Raw genomic sequence first — 22113 nt, forward strand, 5'->3', positions numbered from 1 at the left:
ATTGCTTTTCTTCCATTATTGATCGCAACCGGCAGTCTGGCGTTTAGCTGAATGATTTCATCTCTCTTCTTTTCTTAAAACAACTACACTTAATCAGAATAAGATATCAATTTCATATAATTATTCGATATCTACGCGTCAGCACATGTGTCACATTTCTGTGACTACGAGTAAGTTTTACTTATGTTGCTTGGTAGTAGGGTATTTATCGATTGTTTAATGATTCAATACTTAGTTTAATCGTATAAAGGTGTGCAGTATGCCGCACTAAATTAATAAGAAATTATCTAAAAAGGTTAATGGGAAACGTAAGCCATTAGCGGAGGTCAGATGAGTACGCACACGGTACCGCAGAGCGCGATTGTAAATGCTGTCAAAGGTGAAGTTTTGGTTTTGGGCCTGGACGGAAACGTTAAGGTCATAAAATCAGGGGATGAGTTAAGACCTGGCGAGATTATTATCACAGAAAATAATGCTTCTCTCGACGTACAGATAAATAATGAGCTTTATCTGGTCGACGCAAATTGTGTTGCTTGTCTTCCTGTGCCTTCTTCTGAACCGTTAGAACCAGTATTGGTACAATCTCCAGTTAATGGCTTGGTGACTTTTGACCCAACGGCTATTGGAAGTGCTGACTTCGACGCCAACGATATTGCCGCTATCCAGCAAGCTATTTTAGACGGAGCTGACCCTACCGCTATCTTAGAAGCAACAGCTGCTGGCGCAGGTGCTGAAGGCTCGGCTAATGCTGGCTACGTGACGGTTGAATATAATAACCCGGAAGTACTCGCGTCTACTTTTTTTGAAACGTCTGCGACTCGCAGCGGAGAAGATGATCGCGATGAAGATGACGGTTTGAATGTCACGATCTTTGCTGATGGTGGGCAGTCACTGCAATCTAGCGTAACAGAAGGCTCAATTTCTCTATCTAGCTACCCGCAAACCATTTCTTCTAGTGTGCTGGTTGAAGCAGGGGATCTCGCACTTGATACTGCTTCATTTGTACCTGAAACGTCCTCATTAGAGTCTTTGTTAACCGAGTTAAATAGTGACATTACCTCTGGTGGTCAGCCAGTAGCGTTCGTTTACGACGAAGCGCAAAATGCCATTATCGGCACTCAAGGTGGTAACGAAGTGCTTCGTATCGAGATCGAAGCGACATCTTTAGGCCGTGATTTAGAGTTAGAGGTCGTTACCACGATTAGCCAGGGTATTGACCATGTGGCGTCCATCGCTGATGGCCAAGTATCTATCGTCGGTGATCAAATCAATATCGCTTTTGACATTACAGGCGCAGATATTGGTGGTAATAGCATTCAAGCGCCTATCGATTTTACGACAACCGTTATTGATGGCGATGATCCTGCGCCGCAGAACGTTACTTTTGAAAACGTTGAATCTTCTTCTACACCAATTACTGGCACTTTTGTTGATATTGGTAGTGATCAATTGGCAACGGTCACGTTTAATCAAGAAGGACTTAGTCAGTTCGATGGCCTACTGAGTGATAATCAGGCGACAGAAGCGGTACTCTCTGAAGACGGCAGTACTATCACCTTGTCCATTGCGGGCTCGAATGAAACCGTCTTAACCATCAGTTTGAATACTGATGGTACCTACCAATTTGAGCAATTTAAGCCGTTAGAACAAACAAACGGTGAAGATACGATTGAGCTCTCTTTGCTAACCACAATCGTCGATTTCGACCAAGATACGGCAAGCAACACCTTTACGATGACCATCCTCGATGGCGATAATCCAGTGATTGAGAACGTGACGGGCTTGTCTTTAGACGAGGCGGGGGTTGACCAAGGTTCACAGGAAGGCGCGGCAGTAACAAGTGGTACTGGGTCGATCACGACAGCGGTCGGAAGTGACATCATTGATCACTATGAGTTGGAACCTACAGAGTTTAATGTTGGTGGAGAACTCCAATCTCAAGGGCAGGTTGTTCAACTAGAACTAGCGTCCGAGAGTAACGGCGTACGTACTTACGAAGGCTTCATCGAGCTGGATGGTGTGCGTATTACCGTATTTGATGTGGCGATTGATGCACCTGCATTGGGCGAATACCAATTCAACTTGTATGAACAACTTGACCATACGGGTGCTAACGATGACTCGCTTACTTTCTCACTGCCAGTTTACGCGGTAGATGCGGATGGTGATCGCTCCTCGATTACCGACGGTTCGAACACACCAGAAGCAGCGCAAATTGTCATTCAAGTTCAAGATGACGTTCCTACGATTGATGGCGTTGAGGCGCTAGCCGTAGATGAAGACGATTTATCAAGCGTCGGCTCTGATCAAAGTGACTCTGTGCTCGCGCAAGGCAGTTTCACAACGACTCAGGGCTCAGACCGTGTTGTAAGTTATCAATTAGAAAGCGGCACTGATCCACTCAATGGGTTGGAATCACAGGGGCGATCTATCTCTCTGACGGAAACTGTCAACTCAGATGGTAGTTTTACCTATTCTGCAACGGCAGAAGGGGACGCTATCTTCACCTTACAAGTTAACCCTGACGGTTCTTATTCATTTACCCTTGAAGGTCCAATCGATCACGCTGTGGGTAGCGATAGCTTAACTCTAGACTTCACTATTGTCGCAACGGACTTTGACGGTGACACCAGTTCACTTGTTCTACCGGTAACCATTGCCGATGATGTGCCAACCATTAATGACGTTGTCGCTCTTACCGTCGATGAAGATGACTTAAGTTTGGTAGGCTCTGACCAATCACAGTCAACGCTGGTCGAAGGTCAGTTTACGACAACTCAAGGTTCTGATGGCGTCGTACAGTATCAGTTGGATGTAAACGCTGATTCTTTAAATGGCCTGCAATCTCAAGGACAAACCGTCTCCATTGCCGAAACGCAAAATGCAGACGGCAGCTATGCCTACAGCGCAACGGCAAATGGCAGCGCAGTCTTCACATTAATTTTGAATACCGACGGCTCGTACAGCTTTGAGCTGCAAGGTCCAATCGACCATGCGGCAAATAGCGACAGCTTAACCCTTGATTTTAGCGTTATTGCTACCGATTTCGATGGTGACACAAGCCAAATCGTATTGCCTGTCACCATCGTGGATGATAAGCCAACTATTACCGATGTCGATGCGATTACCGTTGATGAAGATGACTTAGGCACGATTGGCTCAGACCAGACTGACCCAATTTCAATCGATGGTAACTTCACCACCACACAAGGCTCTGACCGAGTAGTGAGTTATCAGCTCGATGCTTCTGCGACACCAGTGGCTGGACTCACATCACAAGGCGTGGCAGTCACGCTAACTGAAACCGCAAACGCTGATGGCAGCTTTACCTACCAAGCAACAGCAGGCACTGAGTCGGTCTTTACGCTGACAGTGAATACTGATGGTAGCTATAACTTCACGCTTGAAGGTCCAATCGACCACGCGGTAGATAGCGATGAGCTGACACTCAACTTCCCAATTATTGCGACCGACTTTGATGGCGACACCACAAACGCTACGATCCCTGTGACGATCGTGGACGATAAGCCAGTGATTACTGACGTCGACGCAATCACGGTTGATGAAGATGATCTAGCGTCAATCGGTTCAGACCAAAGCAATCCAATTTCTATTGATGGTAACTTTACCACCACGCAAGGTTCAGACCGAGTGGTGAGCTATCAGTTAGATGGCTCATCAACACCAGTTGACGGTTTAACCTCGCAAGGTTTAGCGGTCACGCTAACAGAAACCGCAAACGGTGACGGCAGTTTCACTTATGAAGCGACAGCGGGTGGCAACCCTGTATTTACTTTGATAGTGAATACTGATGGCTCTTATAACTTCACGCTAGAAGGGCCAATTGATCACGCTGTTGATAGTGATGAGCTGACACTCAACTTCCCAATTATCGCAACCGACTTTGATGGCGACACCGTTACTGAAACCATTCCAGTCATGATTGTTGATGATGTACCGACCATTACAGCGGTGGATGCGTTGAGTGTCGATGAAGATGACCTTAGCGGCGTGGGCTCAGACCAAACTGACGCTGTGTTCGTTGAAGGCGCGTTTACGACCACTCAAGGCTCTGACCGAGTGGTGAGCTATCAACTGGATTCAACCGCTGATCCTGTTGCGGGGCTAACGTCTCAAGGTGAGGCGATTACCTTGGTGGAAACCGCCAACGGTGATGGCAGCTTTACCTATGTGGCGACCGCAGATGGCAATCCTGTTTTCACGTTAAACGTAGCAACAGATGGTACGTACGACTTTACGCTGCAAGGCCCGATTGACCATGCCGCCAACAGCGACAGCCTGACGATTGATTTCCCAATTATTGCCACCGATTTTGATGGTGATACGACTTCGGCAACCATTCCAGTCACGATTACTGATGATGCGCCAATCATCGATAATGTTGTGCCTCTGGCTGTAGACGAAGATGATTTATCAGGTATTGGCTCAGACCAAACTGATGCTGTGTTTGTGGAAGGTGCGTTCACCACTACCCAAGGTTCAGACCGTGTGGTGAGCTACCAACTTGATTCAACGGCTGATCCTGTTTCAGGTTTAACTTCTCAAGGTGAGCCTGTTACTTTGGTGGAGACTGCGAATGCCGATGGCAGCTTTACTTACGTGGCTACCGCGGATGGCAATCCTGTCTTCACCATGAACGTGAATGCAGACGGTACATACAGCTTCCGTCTAGAAGGCCCAGTTGATCATGCGTTAAACAGCGATGAATTAGTTCTGAACTTCCCAATCATTGCAACAGACTTTGATGGCGATACGACGACCGCGACCATTCCAGTCACGATTACTGATGATGTTCCAACCATTGATAATGTTGTCCCACTGACAGTAGACGAAGATGATCTCGCCTCAATTGGCTCAGACCAAAACGATGATGCGTTTATGTCGGGCTCTTTCACCACAACTGAAGGCTCGGACAGCGTTGTTAAATACCAGCTTGATGCAACCGCAGATCCAGTAGCAGGGTTGACCTCTCATGGGGAGCCTGTCGTGCTTGCTGAAACTGCTAACGGCGACGGCAGTTTTACTTACACAGCCACAGCAGATGGCAATGCCGTATTTGAATTGGTAGTGAAGTCAGACGGCAGCTACACCTTTACTCTGCAGGGCCCACTAGACCATGCGGTGAATAGTGACAGTCTACAAATCGACTTCCCGATTATCGCAACAGATTTTGATGGCGATACGTCGACAGAAACACTGCCTGTCACCATCGTTGACGATAAACCAACCATCACCGACGTAGACGCGATCCGCGTGGATGAAGATGACTTAGCGAAGATTGGCTCTGACGGCTCAGATCCAATTTCAATCGATGGCAACTTCACTACAACGCAAGGCTCTGATGGGGTAGTAAGCTACCAATTAGATACTGCTACAACGCCAGTTGATGGCCTAACATCGCAAGGTGTGGCAGTGACCCTGACTGAAACTGCAAACGGTGATGGTAGCTTCACTTACCAAGCGACGGCAGGTACTGAATCGGTCTTCACGCTAACAGTAAATACGGATGGCTCATACAACTTCACGCTTCAAGGTCCAATCGACCATGCGTTAGACAGTGATGAGCTGACGCTGAACTTCCCAATCATCGCGACGGATTTTGATGGTGATACCACCACAGAAACGATCCCAGTCACCATCGTGGACGATAAGCCAACTATTACCGATGTTGATGCGATTACCGTTGATGAGGATGATTTAGGTACGATTGGCTCAGACCAAACTGACCCGATTTCAATCGATGGCAACTTCACCACCACACAAGGCTCTGACCGAGTAGTGAGCTATCAGCTTGATGCTTCAGCAACACCAGTGGCTGGACTCACATCACAAGGCGTGGCAGTCACACTGACGGAAACCGCAAATGGTGATGGCAGCTTTACTTACGAGGCGACAGCGGGGACTGAAGCGGTCTTTACGCTGACAGTGAATACTGATGGTAGCTATAACTTCACGCTTGAAGGTCCAATCGACCACGCGGTAGATAGCGATGAGCTGACACTCAACTTCCCAATTATTGCGACCGACTTTGATGGCGACACCACAAACGCTACGATCCCTGTGACGATCGTGGACGATAAGCCAGTGATTACTGACGTCGACGCAATCACGGTTGATGAAGATGATCTAGCGTCAATCGGTTCAGACCAAAGCAATCCAATTTCTATTGATGGTAACTTTACCACCACGCAAGGTTCAGACCGAGTGGTGAGCTACCAACTCGATGGCACATCAACACCAGTTGACGGTTTAACCTCGCAAGGTGTGGCTGTCACGCTAACAGAAACTGCAAATGGTGATGGCAGTTTTACCTACGAAGCAACAGCGGGCTCTGAAGCGGTCTTTACGCTGACTGTAAATACTGATGGCTCATACAACTTCACGCTTGAAGGGCCAATTGATCACGCAGTTGATAGTGATGAGCTGACACTTAACTTCCCAATTATCGCAACCGACTTTGATGGCGACACCGTTACTGAAACCATTCCAGTCACGATTGTTGATGATGTACCGACCATTACAGCGGTGGATGCGTTGAGTGTCGATGAAGACGACCTTAGCGGTGTGGGCTCAGACCCAGGCGGCGATCTGTTCGTTGAAGGCGCGTTTACGACCACACAAGGCTCTGACCGAGTGGTGAGCTATCAACTAGATTCAACCGCTGATCCTGTTGCGGGTCTGACATCTCAAGGTGAGGCGATTACCTTGGTGGAAACCGCGAATGGTGACGGCAGCTTTACCTATGTGGCGACCGCTGACGGTAATCCAGTCTTCACGTTAAACGTAGCAACAGATGGTACGTACGACTTTACGCTGCAAGGCCCGATTGATCATGCCGCCAACAGCGATAGCCTGACGATTGATTTCCCAATTGTTGCCACCGATTTTGATGGTGATACGACCACGGCAACCATTCCCGTTACGATCGCAGATGATGCGCCAATCATCGATAATGTTGTGCCTCTTGCTGTGGATGAAGATGATTTATCAGGTATTGGCTCAGACCAAACTGATGCTGTGTTTGTGGAAGGCGCGTTTACGACTACTCAAGGTTCAGACCGTGTGGTGAGCTACCAACTTGATTCAACTTCTGATCCTGTCGCAGGTTTAACTTCTCAAGGTGAGCCAGTTACTTTGGTAGAGACTGCGAATGCCGATGGCAGCTTTACTTACGTGGCTACCGCGGATGGCAATCCGGTTTTCACCATGAATGTGAATGCAGACGGCACATACAACTTCCGTCTGGAAGGTCCGGTTGATCATGCGTTAAACAGCGATGAATTAGTTCTGAACTTCCCAATCATTGCAACAGACTTTGATGGAGATACGACGACCGCGACCATTCCAGTTACGATTACTGATGACGTTCCAACCATTGACAATGTTGTTCCACTAACAGTAGACGAAGATGATCTCGCCTCAATTGGCTCAGACCAAAACGATGATGCGTTTATGTCGGGTTCTTTTACCACAACTGAAGGCTCAGACAGTGTTGTTAAATACCAGCTTGATGCAACGGCAGATCCAGTAGCAGGGTTGACCTCTCATGGTGAGCCTGTCGTGCTTGCTGAAACTGCTAACGGCGACGGCAGTTTTACTTACACAGCCACAGCAGATGGCAATGCCGTATTTGAATTAGTGGTGAAGCCAGATGGCAGCTACACCTTTACTCTGCAAGGTCCATTAGACCATGCGGTGAATAGCGACAGTCTACAAATCGACTTCCCTATTATCGCGACAGATTTTGATGGCGATACGTCGACAGAAACACTACCTGTCACCATCGTTGACGATAAACCAACCATCACTGACGTAGACGCAATCCGCGTGGATGAAGATGACTTAGCGACGATTGGCTCTGATGGCTCAGATCCAATTTCAATCGATGGCAACTTCACTACAACGCAAGGCTCTGATGGGGTAGTAAGCTACCAATTAGATACTGCTGCAACGCCAGTTGATGGTCTAACATCGCAAGGTGTGGCAGTGACGCTGACTGAAACCGCAAACGGCGACGGTAGCTACACTTATGAAGCAACAGCAGGAACTGAAGCCGTATTTACGCTGACCGTTAATACGGATGGTTCATACAACTTCACGCTTCAAGGGCCAATCGACCATGCGGTAGACAGTGATGAGCTGACACTGAACTTCCCAATCATCGCGACGGATTTTGATGGTGATACCACCACAGAAACGATCCCAGTCACCATAGTGGATGATAAGCCGACCATTACCGATGTCGATGCGATTACCGTTGACGAAGATGACTTAGGCACGATTGGTTCGGATCAGACTGGCCCGATTTCAATCGATGGCAACTTCACCACCACACAAGGCTCTGACCGAGTAGTGAGCTATCAGCTTGATGCTTCAGCAACACCAGTGGCTGGACTCACATCACAAGGCGTGGCAGTCACGCTGACTGAAAGCGCAAATGGTGATGGCAGCTTTACTTACGAGGCGACGGCGGGTAGTGAAGCGGTCTTTACGCTGATAGTGAATACTGATGGCTCTTATAACTTCACGCTAGAAGGTCCAATCGACCATGCGGTAGATAGCGATGAGTTAACACTCAACTTCCCAATCATCGCGACAGACTTTGATGGCGATACCTCTGCTGAGACAATTCCTGTCAAGATCGTTGATGACAAGCCGACACTTGGTGGAATCGAAGCAACAAGTGTGCAAACGGTTGATGAGGATGATATCCCAACAGTCGGATCTGATGGTACACAGTCGAACAGCATTGCCGGTAACTTCATCGCGACTGATGGTTCTGATGGCATTGTCGAGTACAGCGTTTCTGACCTAACGACGCCAGTACAAGGCCTGACCTCTGGTGGTCAATCTCTGGTTATGGTTGAAGTATCAAACGCAGGTGGCGTTTCAGTTTACGAAGCTCGTATTGATGGCACGACGACACCAGTATTCCGTGTAACCCTCGATGCCTCTGATGACAGCTACACGTTCGATTTGCTCGCTCCTCTCGATCATCCAAATGCTGATGGCCAGAATGAACTGATCATAAATTTACCGATAAACGCGACTGACTTTGATGGAGACGTGTCGAACAACATCACCTTACCAATTACGGTTGTGGATGATGTTCCGACCATTGATGGTTTGCTAGCAGGCAGCGAACAAACCGTTGATGAAGATGACCTACCAGCAGGTACGGATGCTGCAAGTGCAGAAGATACTGTTATTTCAGGTACTTTTGATATCACCGAAGGTGCTGACCAAGTTGCTTCTATTCAGCTGAGTGACCTGACCACGCCTGTTGCGTCACTGACTTCAGATGGTGAAGCTATCACCTTAGTCCTGTCTTCTAGCGCAAACGGCGTGAACGTATACCAAGGTGTCGCTGGCAATCCTGCTGAAGTGGTGTTCGAACTGACGTTGGATGCAACGAACAACACCTACGAGTTCGATTTACAGAAGCCGCTTGATCATCCCGATGGTAATCAGCAAAACGAGATTGTTATTAACCTCCCTGTGACGGCGACAGATAATGATGGTGATACTTCACCAGCCTTCACATTGCCAATTACCGTTGTGGACGATGTTCCAGTTGTTACCAATATTGAAAGTCTACGTGTCGACGAAGATGACTTACCTCTTGGTTCTGATGGTACTAAAGAGTCGTTAACGGTATCAGGTGAATTCGAAGTCACTAGCGCAGATGGTATTGATGCTTTCGAATTGGATCTAAGCTCAAATCCTATCCCGTATCTGAAATTGGGTGGAGAAGAGGTAACACTTTCTCAAGACGTTGGCGCTTCAACTGCTGACGCGCTTGTATACGTGGGACAAACTCAGGGTGGAGTGACGGTCTTCACGTTGACACTTCATCAAGATGGTAAATACGACTTTGAGTTATCTGGTCAGTTAGATCACGCGGTTAACTCTGATGAGATTTTGTTGAATCTACCTGTGAAGATCACGGATGGCGACAACGATACCATCACTGCGACCTTGCCAGTGACCATCGTAGATGACAAGCCAACCATTGATGCTATTAGCTCTGGTAGTACCTTGTCTGTGGATGAGGATGATATTCCAAGCCAAGGTTCAGACGACACGCCAGAATCCAATATCATTGGTGGCAACTTTGACGTTACTGATGGTGCCGACTCTATCGTTAGCTTCCAGTTGGATAGCTTAACGTCGCCTGTTTCTGGACTTACCTCAGGTGGTCAACCGCTTGAGTTGATTGAGTTTTCAAATTCAAACGGTGTGATTGAGTACCGAGCTTATGTACAAGGTACGACGGACACCGTCTTTAAACTGACGCTAAATGGTTCAGCAGACAGTTATGAATTTGAACTGTTGGGTGCACTTGATCATCCTGCGGGTAACGATGAAAACTCGTTAGTCATCAACTTCCCTGTCAACGCGACCGATTTTGACGGTGATGTGTCCAATAACATCACCTTGCCGATCACAGTAGTGGACGATGTTCCAGCGATTGTGAAAGTGACAGACTCAAGCCAACAAACCGTTGATGAAGATGATCTTGCTGGTGGCTCTGACACGACAAGTAGCGATTCAACGGTATTGACTGGTGGATTTGAAGTCGTTGCTGGTGCAGACAAGATTGTCAGCTACCAAGTTTCAGACCTCGATGCAGTCGTGTCTGGCTTAACGTCGAACGGCAGCAGCATCGAGTTGAATCTAGTAGGCACGAATGGTGGAGTAACCAGTTACGAAGCGGTTATTACTGGCACATCAACTAAGATCTTCACGCTGTCTCTTGATGCGAATAATGACAGCTACCAATTTGAGCTGTTGGGACCAATCGACCATGACGCTGTTCAAGGTGAAAACAACCTTGTCATTGATATTCCAATTACAGTAACAGACTTTGATGGTGACACGTCATCATCACTGAATCTTCCAATTACCGTAGTTGATGACATTCCCGAAATTAAATCAGCAGATGCTTTGGCTGTTGATGAGGATGACCTTGCCAACGGCTCTCAGGCAACCAACAAAGACAGCCTAGAAGCAACGGGCAATTTCGATACGGTGGAAGGGGCAGATACCGTTGTCTCTTATCAGCTGGATCTTACTTCTAACCCGATACCAGGAGTAACTTCAGGTGGTCTTGCGGTGACGTTAGTTCAAACCGCGGTAAGCAACAACAACTTTACTTATCAAGGTCAAACACCTGATGGTAACTCAGTGTTCACGCTAGTTTTGAACGCTGACGGCTCTTACAAGTTTACGCTTGAGGGTGCGCTAGATCACTCAACTCAAGGCGAAGATACACTCATACTTGATCTCCCAGTCTTTGCGACCGATGTCGATGGTGATACGGCAGGTATTAACTTACCAGTGACGATTACCGATGATGTTCCAACCTTGCACGATGCATCTATTTCGCGTGTTGAGGGACAAGGCAGCCGCACGGTTCGTTTATTCCGAGACCCTGTAGAGGGGGATGATGACCTTGGTGCTGACGGCGCACAAGTGACTTCATTCTCGGCTGATGATTCAGGCATTTACTTTAAGCAAAACGGTGTTGATTCTGATTCTGTCGATTTGAACGGCAGCGACCAAGTCGTATTTGTTCACAAGGTTCTTGACGGAGTGGATACTGAAATCGGTCGTTTGGTTGTTCGAACCGATGGCAGTGTGTCATTCCGTCCGAATGACGATCTTGACCATACCGAAACCGACTCGATTGATTTCACCATCAACGTTGTTGCAACCGATGGTGATGGCGATATCGCAGATGCCGATGTGGATATCTCGATAAGAGACCGCAATGCGCAAATTGACACGTCTACCGTTACTGCGTTCGAAGACCAAGGGCGTGATGGTGTCGTTGTGGGCGTTGACTCTGCAAATACTCAGGACAACTTGTCGACGCTGGATGTTAGCCCTGCGAAAGTCGACTTGGTTATCAATTTACATGATATCGACCGTAACGAGAGCTTAGGTGACATCACTATTCGAGATGCTGATACTCACAACGGTACGTTCTACTACAGAGACGGCAGTGGCAACTACATTGAATTAACATCTGTGGGCAATACGGTTGTTCTCGACGCATCAAATGTCGAGCAGTCATTCAATGGTGAGCTTGTCTCGTTAGATAACTTGTACTTCGTACCAGATCGTCATACATCAACCGATGCTTCTGGTATCGATCCTCGTATCCGTGTGGAAATTCTTAACAATGGTACGCCAGATCATACGATTAATGGTCGTTTAGAAATTGAAGTTGCTGCCGTTGCAGATATTGCAACGTGGACGGCAAGCAGCGAATTTAACTACTCGGTTGATGAAGATGGAAACAATGTCGCACTTAACATCACGGCTGAAACCCAAGACACTAGTAACCCTGAAGGCATTGTGTACGAGCTTGTCTTTACACAAGGAGAAGGTAACGCAGAGTTAGTCTATTCAGATGGTAGTGCGATACCAAAATCCGGTGGTGTTTATCTGGTGGATGCAAGCCGAATTGATGAAGTTCAAGTTGATCCGATAAATAACTTCTCGGGCGAAATCAGAATTGATGTCACCGCTATTACGACGGAAAACAACAATCCACTGCTTGGGAAAGATACCGCTCGCTCAGAAACCGAAACCATCATTATTGATGTAAACCCAGTTGCGGATAAAGGTAGTTTTACTGTAAATCGAATTAATGTGTTTGAGGATAACGCTCGAACTCAAAATACGGTAGACCCTGTCACTGATCACGACCCACTCCAATTAAGTGAAGTGATCACCATGAAACCATCAGCGGACTTAGATGGTTCTGAAGCGTTATTTGTGCGCATTTCTAACTTCTCAATTGATGGGGTTACTTTGGTGTGGCTGGACTCAGCAAACCCAAGTCAGATAGTAGAAGTGACCGATTCAGGCGGCAATGTACTTTATTACGAAGTGCCAGAGTCTGAATTAGCGAACGTCGAAGTTCTTCCTCCGTTGCACAGCAATGATGACTTTACTTTCAATGTCGAAGGCATTGTGAAAGACACAGCATCATTGTCTACCGGTACGACAGAAGATGTGTTGTCACTGGGCAGTAAGACCGTCATCGTTGGTGTAAAAGGTGTTGCTGACATACCAGACACGGTATTAATTGACGCGGGGAACGTTTGGAACCGGTTCGTAGACGGAGATGTGGCCGGGATAGAGACGACTATCGAAGAGAATGGTGTTGTAAACCTTAACTTCTCGGTTGTATCTGGTGAAGTTGCCGATAGACCACAGGATGATTCAGAAGCCATTACTGTTATCCTGTCCAACATCCCCGACGGTGTTCGTGTCGTAGATTCAGACGGCTCAAGCGTTGACCTCACCTTTGTTGGCTATGATGGTAACGGTCAACCGATTTACGAAGCAAACATCACTGGGCTGAATTTTAATTCCGGTATTCAAATTATTCCGGAAGCCTCTTCAACTGAAAACATTGCGATTACAGGGACGATCATTGTTACCGAGAATGATGGTCATAGTCGTGTGATTGAAAGAGAGGTAAGGATCAAGGTCGAACCCGTTATTGACGCTCAAGATAACTACGTTGTTCGATCGGAGGGAGATGAAGATACGCGCTTTGACATCGATTGGAAACCGACGCTCGTACAAAGCCCTGATACCGATGAATTCTTTAGTGATGTAACCATCTCTGGATTTCCTCCAGGCAGCACGGTCTATGTAGATGGTGTGGCACAAACGCTTGTTTCTGGAACACTAACGCTTTCACCGCAAGCCGGTGAATCAGAGCAAGATTTTTCCGCTAAAATCTCTCAAAGTGGCTATGTTCAAGTCCAGTTGGAGCAGGATTCAAGTACTGACTTTGACTTGACCACGACCGTCACTGTGAAAGAGATTGACCATGAATATGTTGACGCTTCGAATCCCGGTGAAGGTATCGCTGAGAAAACCATCAATGGTACGGTGAATGTCCAAGTTAATCCAATCGTTGAGCCAGAGGATAATACGGGGGCAATAGATGACCAAACCCGTCTGCTTGTCACTGAAAGTGGTGGTGGTGCTACCGATATCGTGAAGTCAGACGATCAAGGTAACATTGACTTTACGATCAACACTTCTATGGGGGGCGAATCTGGTGCTCATATCATTAAATATCAAGAGTTTGATGCGTCTTCAGATGAAGTGGTGACTCAACTTGTTGTTCAATTTCACAATGTGGACCCTGAGATCCTCAACCAATTGGTTATCGTCGGTGCACTAAATGAAGGTGGAGGTCGTTGGACAGTAACTAATGAAGACAACTTCTCAATTAAAGCGCCGTCTGGACTTGATTTAACACCAAACGATGACAGTGACGATGGCGATAACGGTGGTCTCTCTCAAATTGGCTTAACCATTTACGCAGAAGTGAATGATTTGGGCGAAGATTTGGGCAACGAAAAAGATGCGACGGTCATGCGCCAAACGGATGTGACACTTGAATTTCCTACCGTTCTCACACCGCAAATGAGTGTAGCGGCAGAGATTCAGGTGGCTGATGATGTCCAAATTCAAGCGTTGGAAGATAATTCTATCAACCTTGGTGCTCAGTTAACGTCGAAAGTTGATGCGATTAATGCAGATGGCGTGGAGGATGTCTTGACTATTATCGTCGATCCTTCAGCTCCTGGCATTCCTCCTGGTTTGGTGATTACGGGGACGGATATCGACTTTGTCAATGGCAAATACGTGTTCCAAGCCCATATCGATGCGAGTGGAAATATTACTGGCCTTGATGGTTTGACGATGCACTTGGCAGAAGATTACTCAGGTGATTTCGAATTACCAATTCGGTTCGTCACTAAAGACACTGAGTCCGGTGATGAAAAAGAAAATAATGTCCAGTTTCCAGTTCAGGTTTTACCGGTTGCAGACGTTCCGAGTTCAGCCGGGGATCAGCCGTTGGATAGCGATGTCACACCGAATGTAAAAGTAGATATCGTTGGTACTTTCGGCTTGGATGCAAACAAACAACCTGTAACTGATCTAAATAACGACGTTCCCACGGCGGATGGTGTCGGTTACGAAGATGGCTTAATCCAGCTTAACTTAAGTGTTGATTTTGCCGATCAATTTAACAACACTCAAGGTGGTCGAGAAACACTAACGAACATCAAGTTAGAGCTTGATGACACAACATTAGGTGAGTTTGTTGATGCCAATGGTAACAGCTTAGGAACCAGTATTGAGTTTAATGAAGCTGAGATTTTAGCTGGTGCGCTTGACAATGTTCTGTTTAAGCCAAAAGAAAATTACCCCGTAGGTGGTGGCCAAAATACCGTCAAGATTAATATCGAGGGAGAAATTACTGATGAAGCTGTGTTTGATCAGTCTATCTTGAATAACTCTGGCGATAATATAGATGTAAGAACCTTCACTGACGATGTCACATTTGAAGTTACGCCAGTCGTTGATGACATTACCATTACAGGTGCCGATCCGACGCAGCCAATCACGGTGATTGGTGACGAAGATACTTTAATTTCGCTGAATCAATCGGGCTCTGGTGTTTCGATCAGCCTAAACGATAATGACGGTTCTGAGAGTTTCGTTTCACTCAAGTTAACGGGACTTCCTGATGATTTTATCGTTAAATCCAATTCCTCTGATTATGTTGTTAAGAACAACGGTGGGGGCGAATGGAGTATTCAACTAAAAGATCTCACTCAGACGTCCATTGACCTGAGTGACATCCAAATTAAACCGCCAAAACACTTTAGTGGCGAGGCTGAGATAGGTATTACGGTCTTCATTCAAGAGGAGTTGCTACAAGTTCCAACGGAACGAAACAACAACTTTACGCTTATTGTCAATCCTATTGGTGATGATGTTGATGTGAACCCCGACACTTCGGCTGCAGGTAATGAGGGCGAAGACATTGTTATTAATGTAAATGCGTTAGTGGTTGATAACAAAGAGTCCATCGGAGATGGTGCAAACTACCAGGAAAATGATCCAGAGACGCTGAGAGTTGAGGTCTCAAATGTCCCTGATGGGGCGAGCGTTTCATTACCTGATGGGACAGTATTTACTGACCAAGGCGGCGGCGTTTTTGTCTTAGAAATCAATGCTCAAGACTTGGATCAAGTGGTGTTTAATTCTGGTGATCGCAACGATAACTCATGGGATGGTTCGCTGCATTTCAAAGTGCAAGCCGTTGATACTGGGCTCGATGGCAGTCAAAGCTTGGGCTCCGCAGAGGAGTTTGATGTCACTGTTGATGTTGAAGCAGTGAACGATCGTCCAGAGTTCGTCAATACCGTGGATGTGGAAACACCAGAAGATACGCCAATGCTGCTTGATGGTTTCAGCATTACCGATATTGATGCCGTACTCGATGATCCGAATGCTGAATACGTACTCAATGTGAACGTCGACAGCGGTATCTTGGAGCTTAATCCAACGCTCATCGCTACTTACAACCTAACCGTGAGCGGTGATGGTACGGACTCCGTTGAACTGAAAGGCACAGTGGCCGATCTAAACAATGCCATTGCAGACGGTCTGATTGAGTTTAACCCAGAGCTGAACTTCTTTGGTGACGTTCAGGTGGACGTGACAGTCGATGACCAAGGTAATGAAGGTATCGTAATTGGTGGGGTAGATGACACCCTAAATACCAACAGCAGCAGCTTCAATATTGAAGTAACAGCGGTGAATGATACCCCAGAAACTACGCCAGTGACGCTACCGGATATTGAAGAAGACAGTGGTGTGTTCTCCATCTCTGAAGCGGATCTTATTGCGAATGCGACAGACGTAGAGAACGATAACCTCACGGTCAGCAATGTTCAGTTAACGGATCCGAATTCGGGCAGCATTACTTTCAACAGTGGCACGGGAGAGTGGGAATTTACCCCAGCACCAGATTACAACGGTCCAGTTGAAATCACGTACACCATTACAGATGATGGCACGACAAATGGTGCATCCGATCCTAAATCGGTTAACGGCAGCGCATCGTTCAACGTAACGGAAGTCAATGATGCTCCAACGACGTCTGAAGTGACACTTTCTGATATCGCAGAAGACAGTACGGCGGTTGATATTACCCAAGCTGATTTGTTGGCGAATGCGTCTGATATTGAAAACGACACCTTGATGGTGAGCAATGTCCAGTTGGTTGATCCAAGCAGCGGCACATTGGATTTCGACAACGTAACAGGTACATGGTCATTTACTCCTGCGCCTGGCTACAACGGCAAGGTCGATTTGACCTACGACATTACCGACAACGGTACAACGAACGGTGTTTCAGATCCTCAAACGGTGTCAGGAACGGCGACCTTCGAAGTCACTGAGGTGAACGATGCACCGGTAACATCAGAGGTAACGTTGAGTAGTACCGAAGAAGATGGTGGTTCGGTAACTATTACGGCTACTGAGTTGCTGAGCAACGCAAGTGATCCTGAGTCAGACAACTTGACCGTCGATAATGTTGCGTTAGTGGACCCAACTTCCGGCACGCTGACTCAAGTGAGTGCGACAGAGTGGACGTTTGAACCCGCAGCAGATTTCTTTGGTGACGTTAATTTCACTTATGAAATCACAGATGACGGAACCACTAACGGCGCTCCAGACCCAATTACAATCGCGGGCACAGCAGTGTTGAATGTTGAAGCGACCAATGACGCACCTGAAATCACTGCAACGTCGGTAACGGATACGATCAACGAAGCCAATGGCCAGAAAATAACGGGTATTAGTGTGAGTGACGTCGACTTTGCGGGCGCACAAGCAAATGAAAGCATGACCGTGACTCTTACAGTTACCGAGGGCGACCTTCGTGTCGAGCCGCCAGCAGGTAGTGGTGTGACTGTTGGGGCGGGGATGGCTGGTGAAATCACCCTAATGGGCACACCAGATAATATTAACTCCGTTCTTGGAGCAACAGACGCTTCTGAGGGGGTATTTGTGGATGCAGGAGATGTCAACGCAGCTTCAATCACTTTATCGGTGAAAGTCGAAGACAACGGCGTGTACTTCGAAAATGCATCGGGTACCGCATTGGAAGCGAATCAAGACTTCACTATCAATGTGACACCTGTAGCTGATGCACCTACATTGAGTATCAATCCTCAGTTTAATTACATTCGTCAAATTGCGGCTAGCCAAACCGCGAGCAGTCAAGGTTTAGCGATTGTCGGAATCATGGCGGCGCTTACTGATATTGACGAGGTGCTGTCTTTGGAGCTAACGGGCGTACCAGCTAGTGCTGAGGTAACAAGTGGCGTTTCTCCATCAGGCATTAGCTTCGATGGTACCACTTGGACAGTACCAAGCGATGAAATTGATACGCTAGAAATTGTCGCAACAGATACTAACAGTGGTATTGATGTCGGTTCTTACGATATTTCGCTTACGGCGATATCAACGGAATCTAATGGCGATGAAGCGCAGTCTTCACCTGTCCAAATTAGTTTGGATGTGAGTAGTGATAGCGACGATATTGACCAGTCAACCGCAGTGGACGACAGCTATTTAGTCGGCGGAGACACAGGTACCAACTTGATTGGTGGAGACGGTGACGACGTTATTCTGGGTGGTGATGGTGATGACGTGCTTATCGGTGGCTTAGGCTCAGATATCTTAACGGGTGGAGACGGCAGCGATATCTTCAAGTGGACGGTAGATTCCGTTGATGAAGGGGCAGTGGATACCATTACTGACTTCACTGTTAACGAAGACAGTATCGATTTACGTGAAGTTATCTCTGATCTCAATAACTCAATGATCGACATGGATGATCTGCTTGGTCACATTTCGGCAGACTACGATGCATCGACGGAAAGTGTTTCTCTGAACATTACGACGGATGCAAATGTTCAACAGACTATTGTCGTGGAAAACTTAGGTACTTCAATCGACTTCAACGGTCTCAGCTCCAACGAGATTGTAGAGTCATTGCTCAACAACGGTGTTATTGATAACGGATAAACCTGTATACAACACAAAAATGGGCGGCTCTGATAAGCCGCCCATTTTTTTCGGGAAAGCTTGATTTTAAACAGGAGTATTTGAATCGAAATAGAAAGAAAGAGCGAAGCAAAGGGGTTATCTTGTTACGACGTTATAGTGATAGTTGGAAATTAAAATAGCGATAATTTGACGTTAAATTGCCTAAACGTGGATGTCTAGCAAGCTGCCAATGATTTCATTGTTTTTCTCTATGACAGACGCGCCAACTCGGTTATAACCAGCGGCTTGTGCGAGGTTGATGAGAGATTCAACTTTTTGAGAGGGAAGGCTAGGTGTTGAGGCTGTTATTGCGACATCCGCAACCGCAGCTAAATCGATGTTGTGATCAGAAAGCTCTTCTTTTACCTTACTTACATTATTGCTAATGCCATGTGCAGCTTTCTCGGCCATTTGTTGTGACATCTGAACGATGTGGTATCCAGATTGAATTCCCGATACAGGCATATCACTACTCCCAACATTATGATAGTGAGAGCATAGGTGGAGTTTATAAAACGTTCAAGTGTTTTATATCAATGACTTGATTAGGCAAACAGTTTGGCAAGCATTTCTCTTTCTTCACCAGATAGAACCGGTTTTTGCGCTTTATTTAGTTTCACGCTGATCTCACCTTGTAATGACTTTAACTGACTTGCCGTTAAATCACTGAGCTTTTGCTTAAGTTCATTAAATTGTTGTGCGTTCATCTCAATACCTTCGTCGTGATTCGGTTTATCCGTCGTTGCCCGAAATTCTTCATCCTTTGGATACAATATATTTATTCAACCAAAATAGATTAGAATTTGATCGATTGCTTTTTGTCCGAATATTGTCAAGGTGTGTTAAGTGATACGTCAGATTTTTCCTAAGAAGGTACATAATTACCCACTTTGGGGTAGATGGAAACGTAAAAAGAAAAAGGGAAGCGATATAGCGCTTCCCTCTTACATATGGTTTGAATGTTACTAACTTACCCTGACGGCAAACTTACTAGCAAGTGAATGAAGCTCTGGGAGCATGCGATAGATAAGATGAAGTTGCTGCAATACCATGCGGGCAGAGCTGTCGTCTTCATCGCGCCATTCGTTTAAGCGTTGCTCGAGTCCAGCATCATCAATATTAGATAGGTCACACTCCTCACAATGCTGGTGAAGCTGTTTATGAAGTACATCCAGATGCTGATGAATACAACGGTGAGCATCTAAAACGAGTTTATGAATTGACTCATCTTCGATGCGAGTTCTGTGCGCGCCTAATGCAGAAATATAGTTCAACATTGCGTGATTTAACGTTAGGAAGCGAAAACTTTCATCAACAGCTGCGCGATATTTGCCAGGCTCCGCCAGCATCGTACTAATCGCAGAAGAGAGTGAGGCATCATTATTGTGGGCCTGGCGGCGAGCGATACGGTAACTCAAATTGTCTTTCTTGCCGATTCTATACTGACCAATGATCTGATCGAGATACTGCTTGTTCGCCTCTATCGCATCCGACATAACTTTGTGAAGCCTTCTCGACTGCCAGTCGGGCAAAATAACTAATACAGCTCCTACTGCAAGCACACACCCGATGAGGGTATCTGCTAGTCGAGGAAGGACAACTGCGTAACCTTCACCTAGTTGATTAAATAAGAAGAGGACGAGCAGTGTAATAAAACCAGTCGCGTACCCATAGTTGTTCATCCGGAAGGCGAAAAACATTACACCAGAGATAACGATAAATACTAACTGGCTTTCTTGAGAAGGGAAAAAAGTCAGCAATGGTACACCAATCAACAAACCAGCTAATGTACCTATTACTCGCGCCGTCAATTTTTGGCGAGTGGCACTGTAGTTCGGTTGGCATACGAATAAAGTGGTTAAGAGTATCCAGTAACCTCGGTCGATGTTGAATATTTGAATGATTCCATAGCCAATCGTTAAGGCAATTGACATACGTAATGCATGCCGAAACAGCATCGAATCTTTGTGTAAATTTGCTGATATACGCTGCCACATCGCTTTTAGCGTGTGTGGGTTGGTATCGGCGAGGGTATCTTCTTCGAGGCCTTCAACATCTGGGTTGTTAATGTTATTAAGCTGTTTTTCTACCGTCGCTAAGTTATTGAATAAATATGTTAACTGCATCAGAAGACGTTTCCAGTGCCCTTGCTTTTGTTCTTCTAGATAAGCAAGAGAGTTTTGTACTTCAGCTAATGCCAGAATAGATTGATCGGTATGGGAGTATTCATTTCCTAGCTGAATGGCTAGTGCAATATCACGACACGCTTGGGCTTGAGACTCCAAAAGATATTTAAAACGAAACAGCACATCAGAACGTTCAAATTCGGTCGCTAAATCCTGATAGCGATAATGGCTAGAACTGACTCGTTCGTGAATGTCTTGAGCGATGAAATAAATATTTAAAAATCGGTCACTAGGCCCATCAATGTGACCCCGTTTCGATCGGTTAAGTAATGTGGTTTTACAAACGTTTAGTGCCGTAACCGTGGCAGCATTGCATTTTGCAGCTTCAATCCGCAGCGGTTGTGGCGTCAAGTTGGTCACAGGGTGAAAAAGCTTGGCTTTCGCATCAAGATAATTCGCCATTTGGAAGAACACATTGGCTAGGCTTTGTTGCACCGGTTGAAGGGGCCAAAATATCTGCCAAATCATGGACATGAAGTAATACCAGGCGGCACCAGTCAAAAGCAGTAGTGGCTGAAACCAAATGTTGGTGCTTTCATGTGCGCCAAGCATAGTATAAATAGCGATCAGCAACGAACCAAAAGCAATACTCGCGTACTTAGGACCTATCGCCCCAAGAATGATGAAGCCGAAGGTTGAGATAAATAATCCCAACGCAAAAGCCCATGGGGTATCGAACAAGATTTCAATTGAAAAAGCAGCAAGCGCAAAACAGAGAAAGGTGAGAATCAGCGCCTTGATGCGCCCAGTGAAACTATCATCACTCTCTGCCAAAGCAGCAGCAATAACGCCCAGTATTAGCGGCGTGATCAGCGTGTTTTGCTCGAAGTACCAAGTCGGGATAACTACACCCAGTAAGGTGATTAGGATAAGAACGCTGTAATTTATGGTCTTGTTTGCCCAATAGAGCCGAAATTTAGAAGTTGCTTGCACAATGCGCCTTATGTTTCCGATG

At 46.4% G+C, this 22113-nt stretch carries 4 protein-coding genes; 1 reads left to right on the forward strand and 3 read right to left on the reverse strand.

Annotated elements, in window-relative coordinates; genetic code table 11:
• The first annotated feature begins 330 nt into the window (after positions 1–330).
• On the forward strand, positions 331–18951 hold the full coding sequence (locus R7R78_RS03205; protein WP_225473022.1) for a retention module-containing protein: 18621 nt from the start codon (positions 331–333) through the stop codon (positions 18949–18951).
• Between the two features lie 183 nt (positions 18952–19134).
• Here the strand turns inward: R7R78_RS03205 and R7R78_RS03210 are convergent, their stop codons facing one another.
• The 3 genes from R7R78_RS03210 to yccS form a co-directional block, all read right to left on the reverse strand.
• The gene (locus tag R7R78_RS03210) at positions 19135–19437 is read right to left on the reverse strand and encodes a hypothetical protein (RefSeq protein WP_047101396.1); all 303 of its coding nucleotides are present in this window, start codon (positions 19435–19437) and stop codon (positions 19135–19137) included.
• An 80-nt stretch (positions 19438–19517) separates the two neighbouring features.
• The gene (locus R7R78_RS03215) at positions 19518–19679 is read right to left on the reverse strand and encodes a hypothetical protein (protein ID WP_169618042.1); all 162 of its coding nucleotides are present in this window, start codon (positions 19677–19679) and stop codon (positions 19518–19520) included.
• A gap of 258 nt (positions 19680–19937) precedes the next feature.
• Complete coding sequence (gene yccS / locus R7R78_RS03220; RefSeq protein ID WP_031781171.1) at positions 19938–22091, reverse strand: YccS family putative transporter; 2154 nt, start codon at positions 22089–22091, stop codon at positions 19938–19940.
• Between the last annotated feature and the right edge of the window lie 22 nt (positions 22092–22113).

The organism is Vibrio sp. 2134-1, assembly GCF_033339495.1.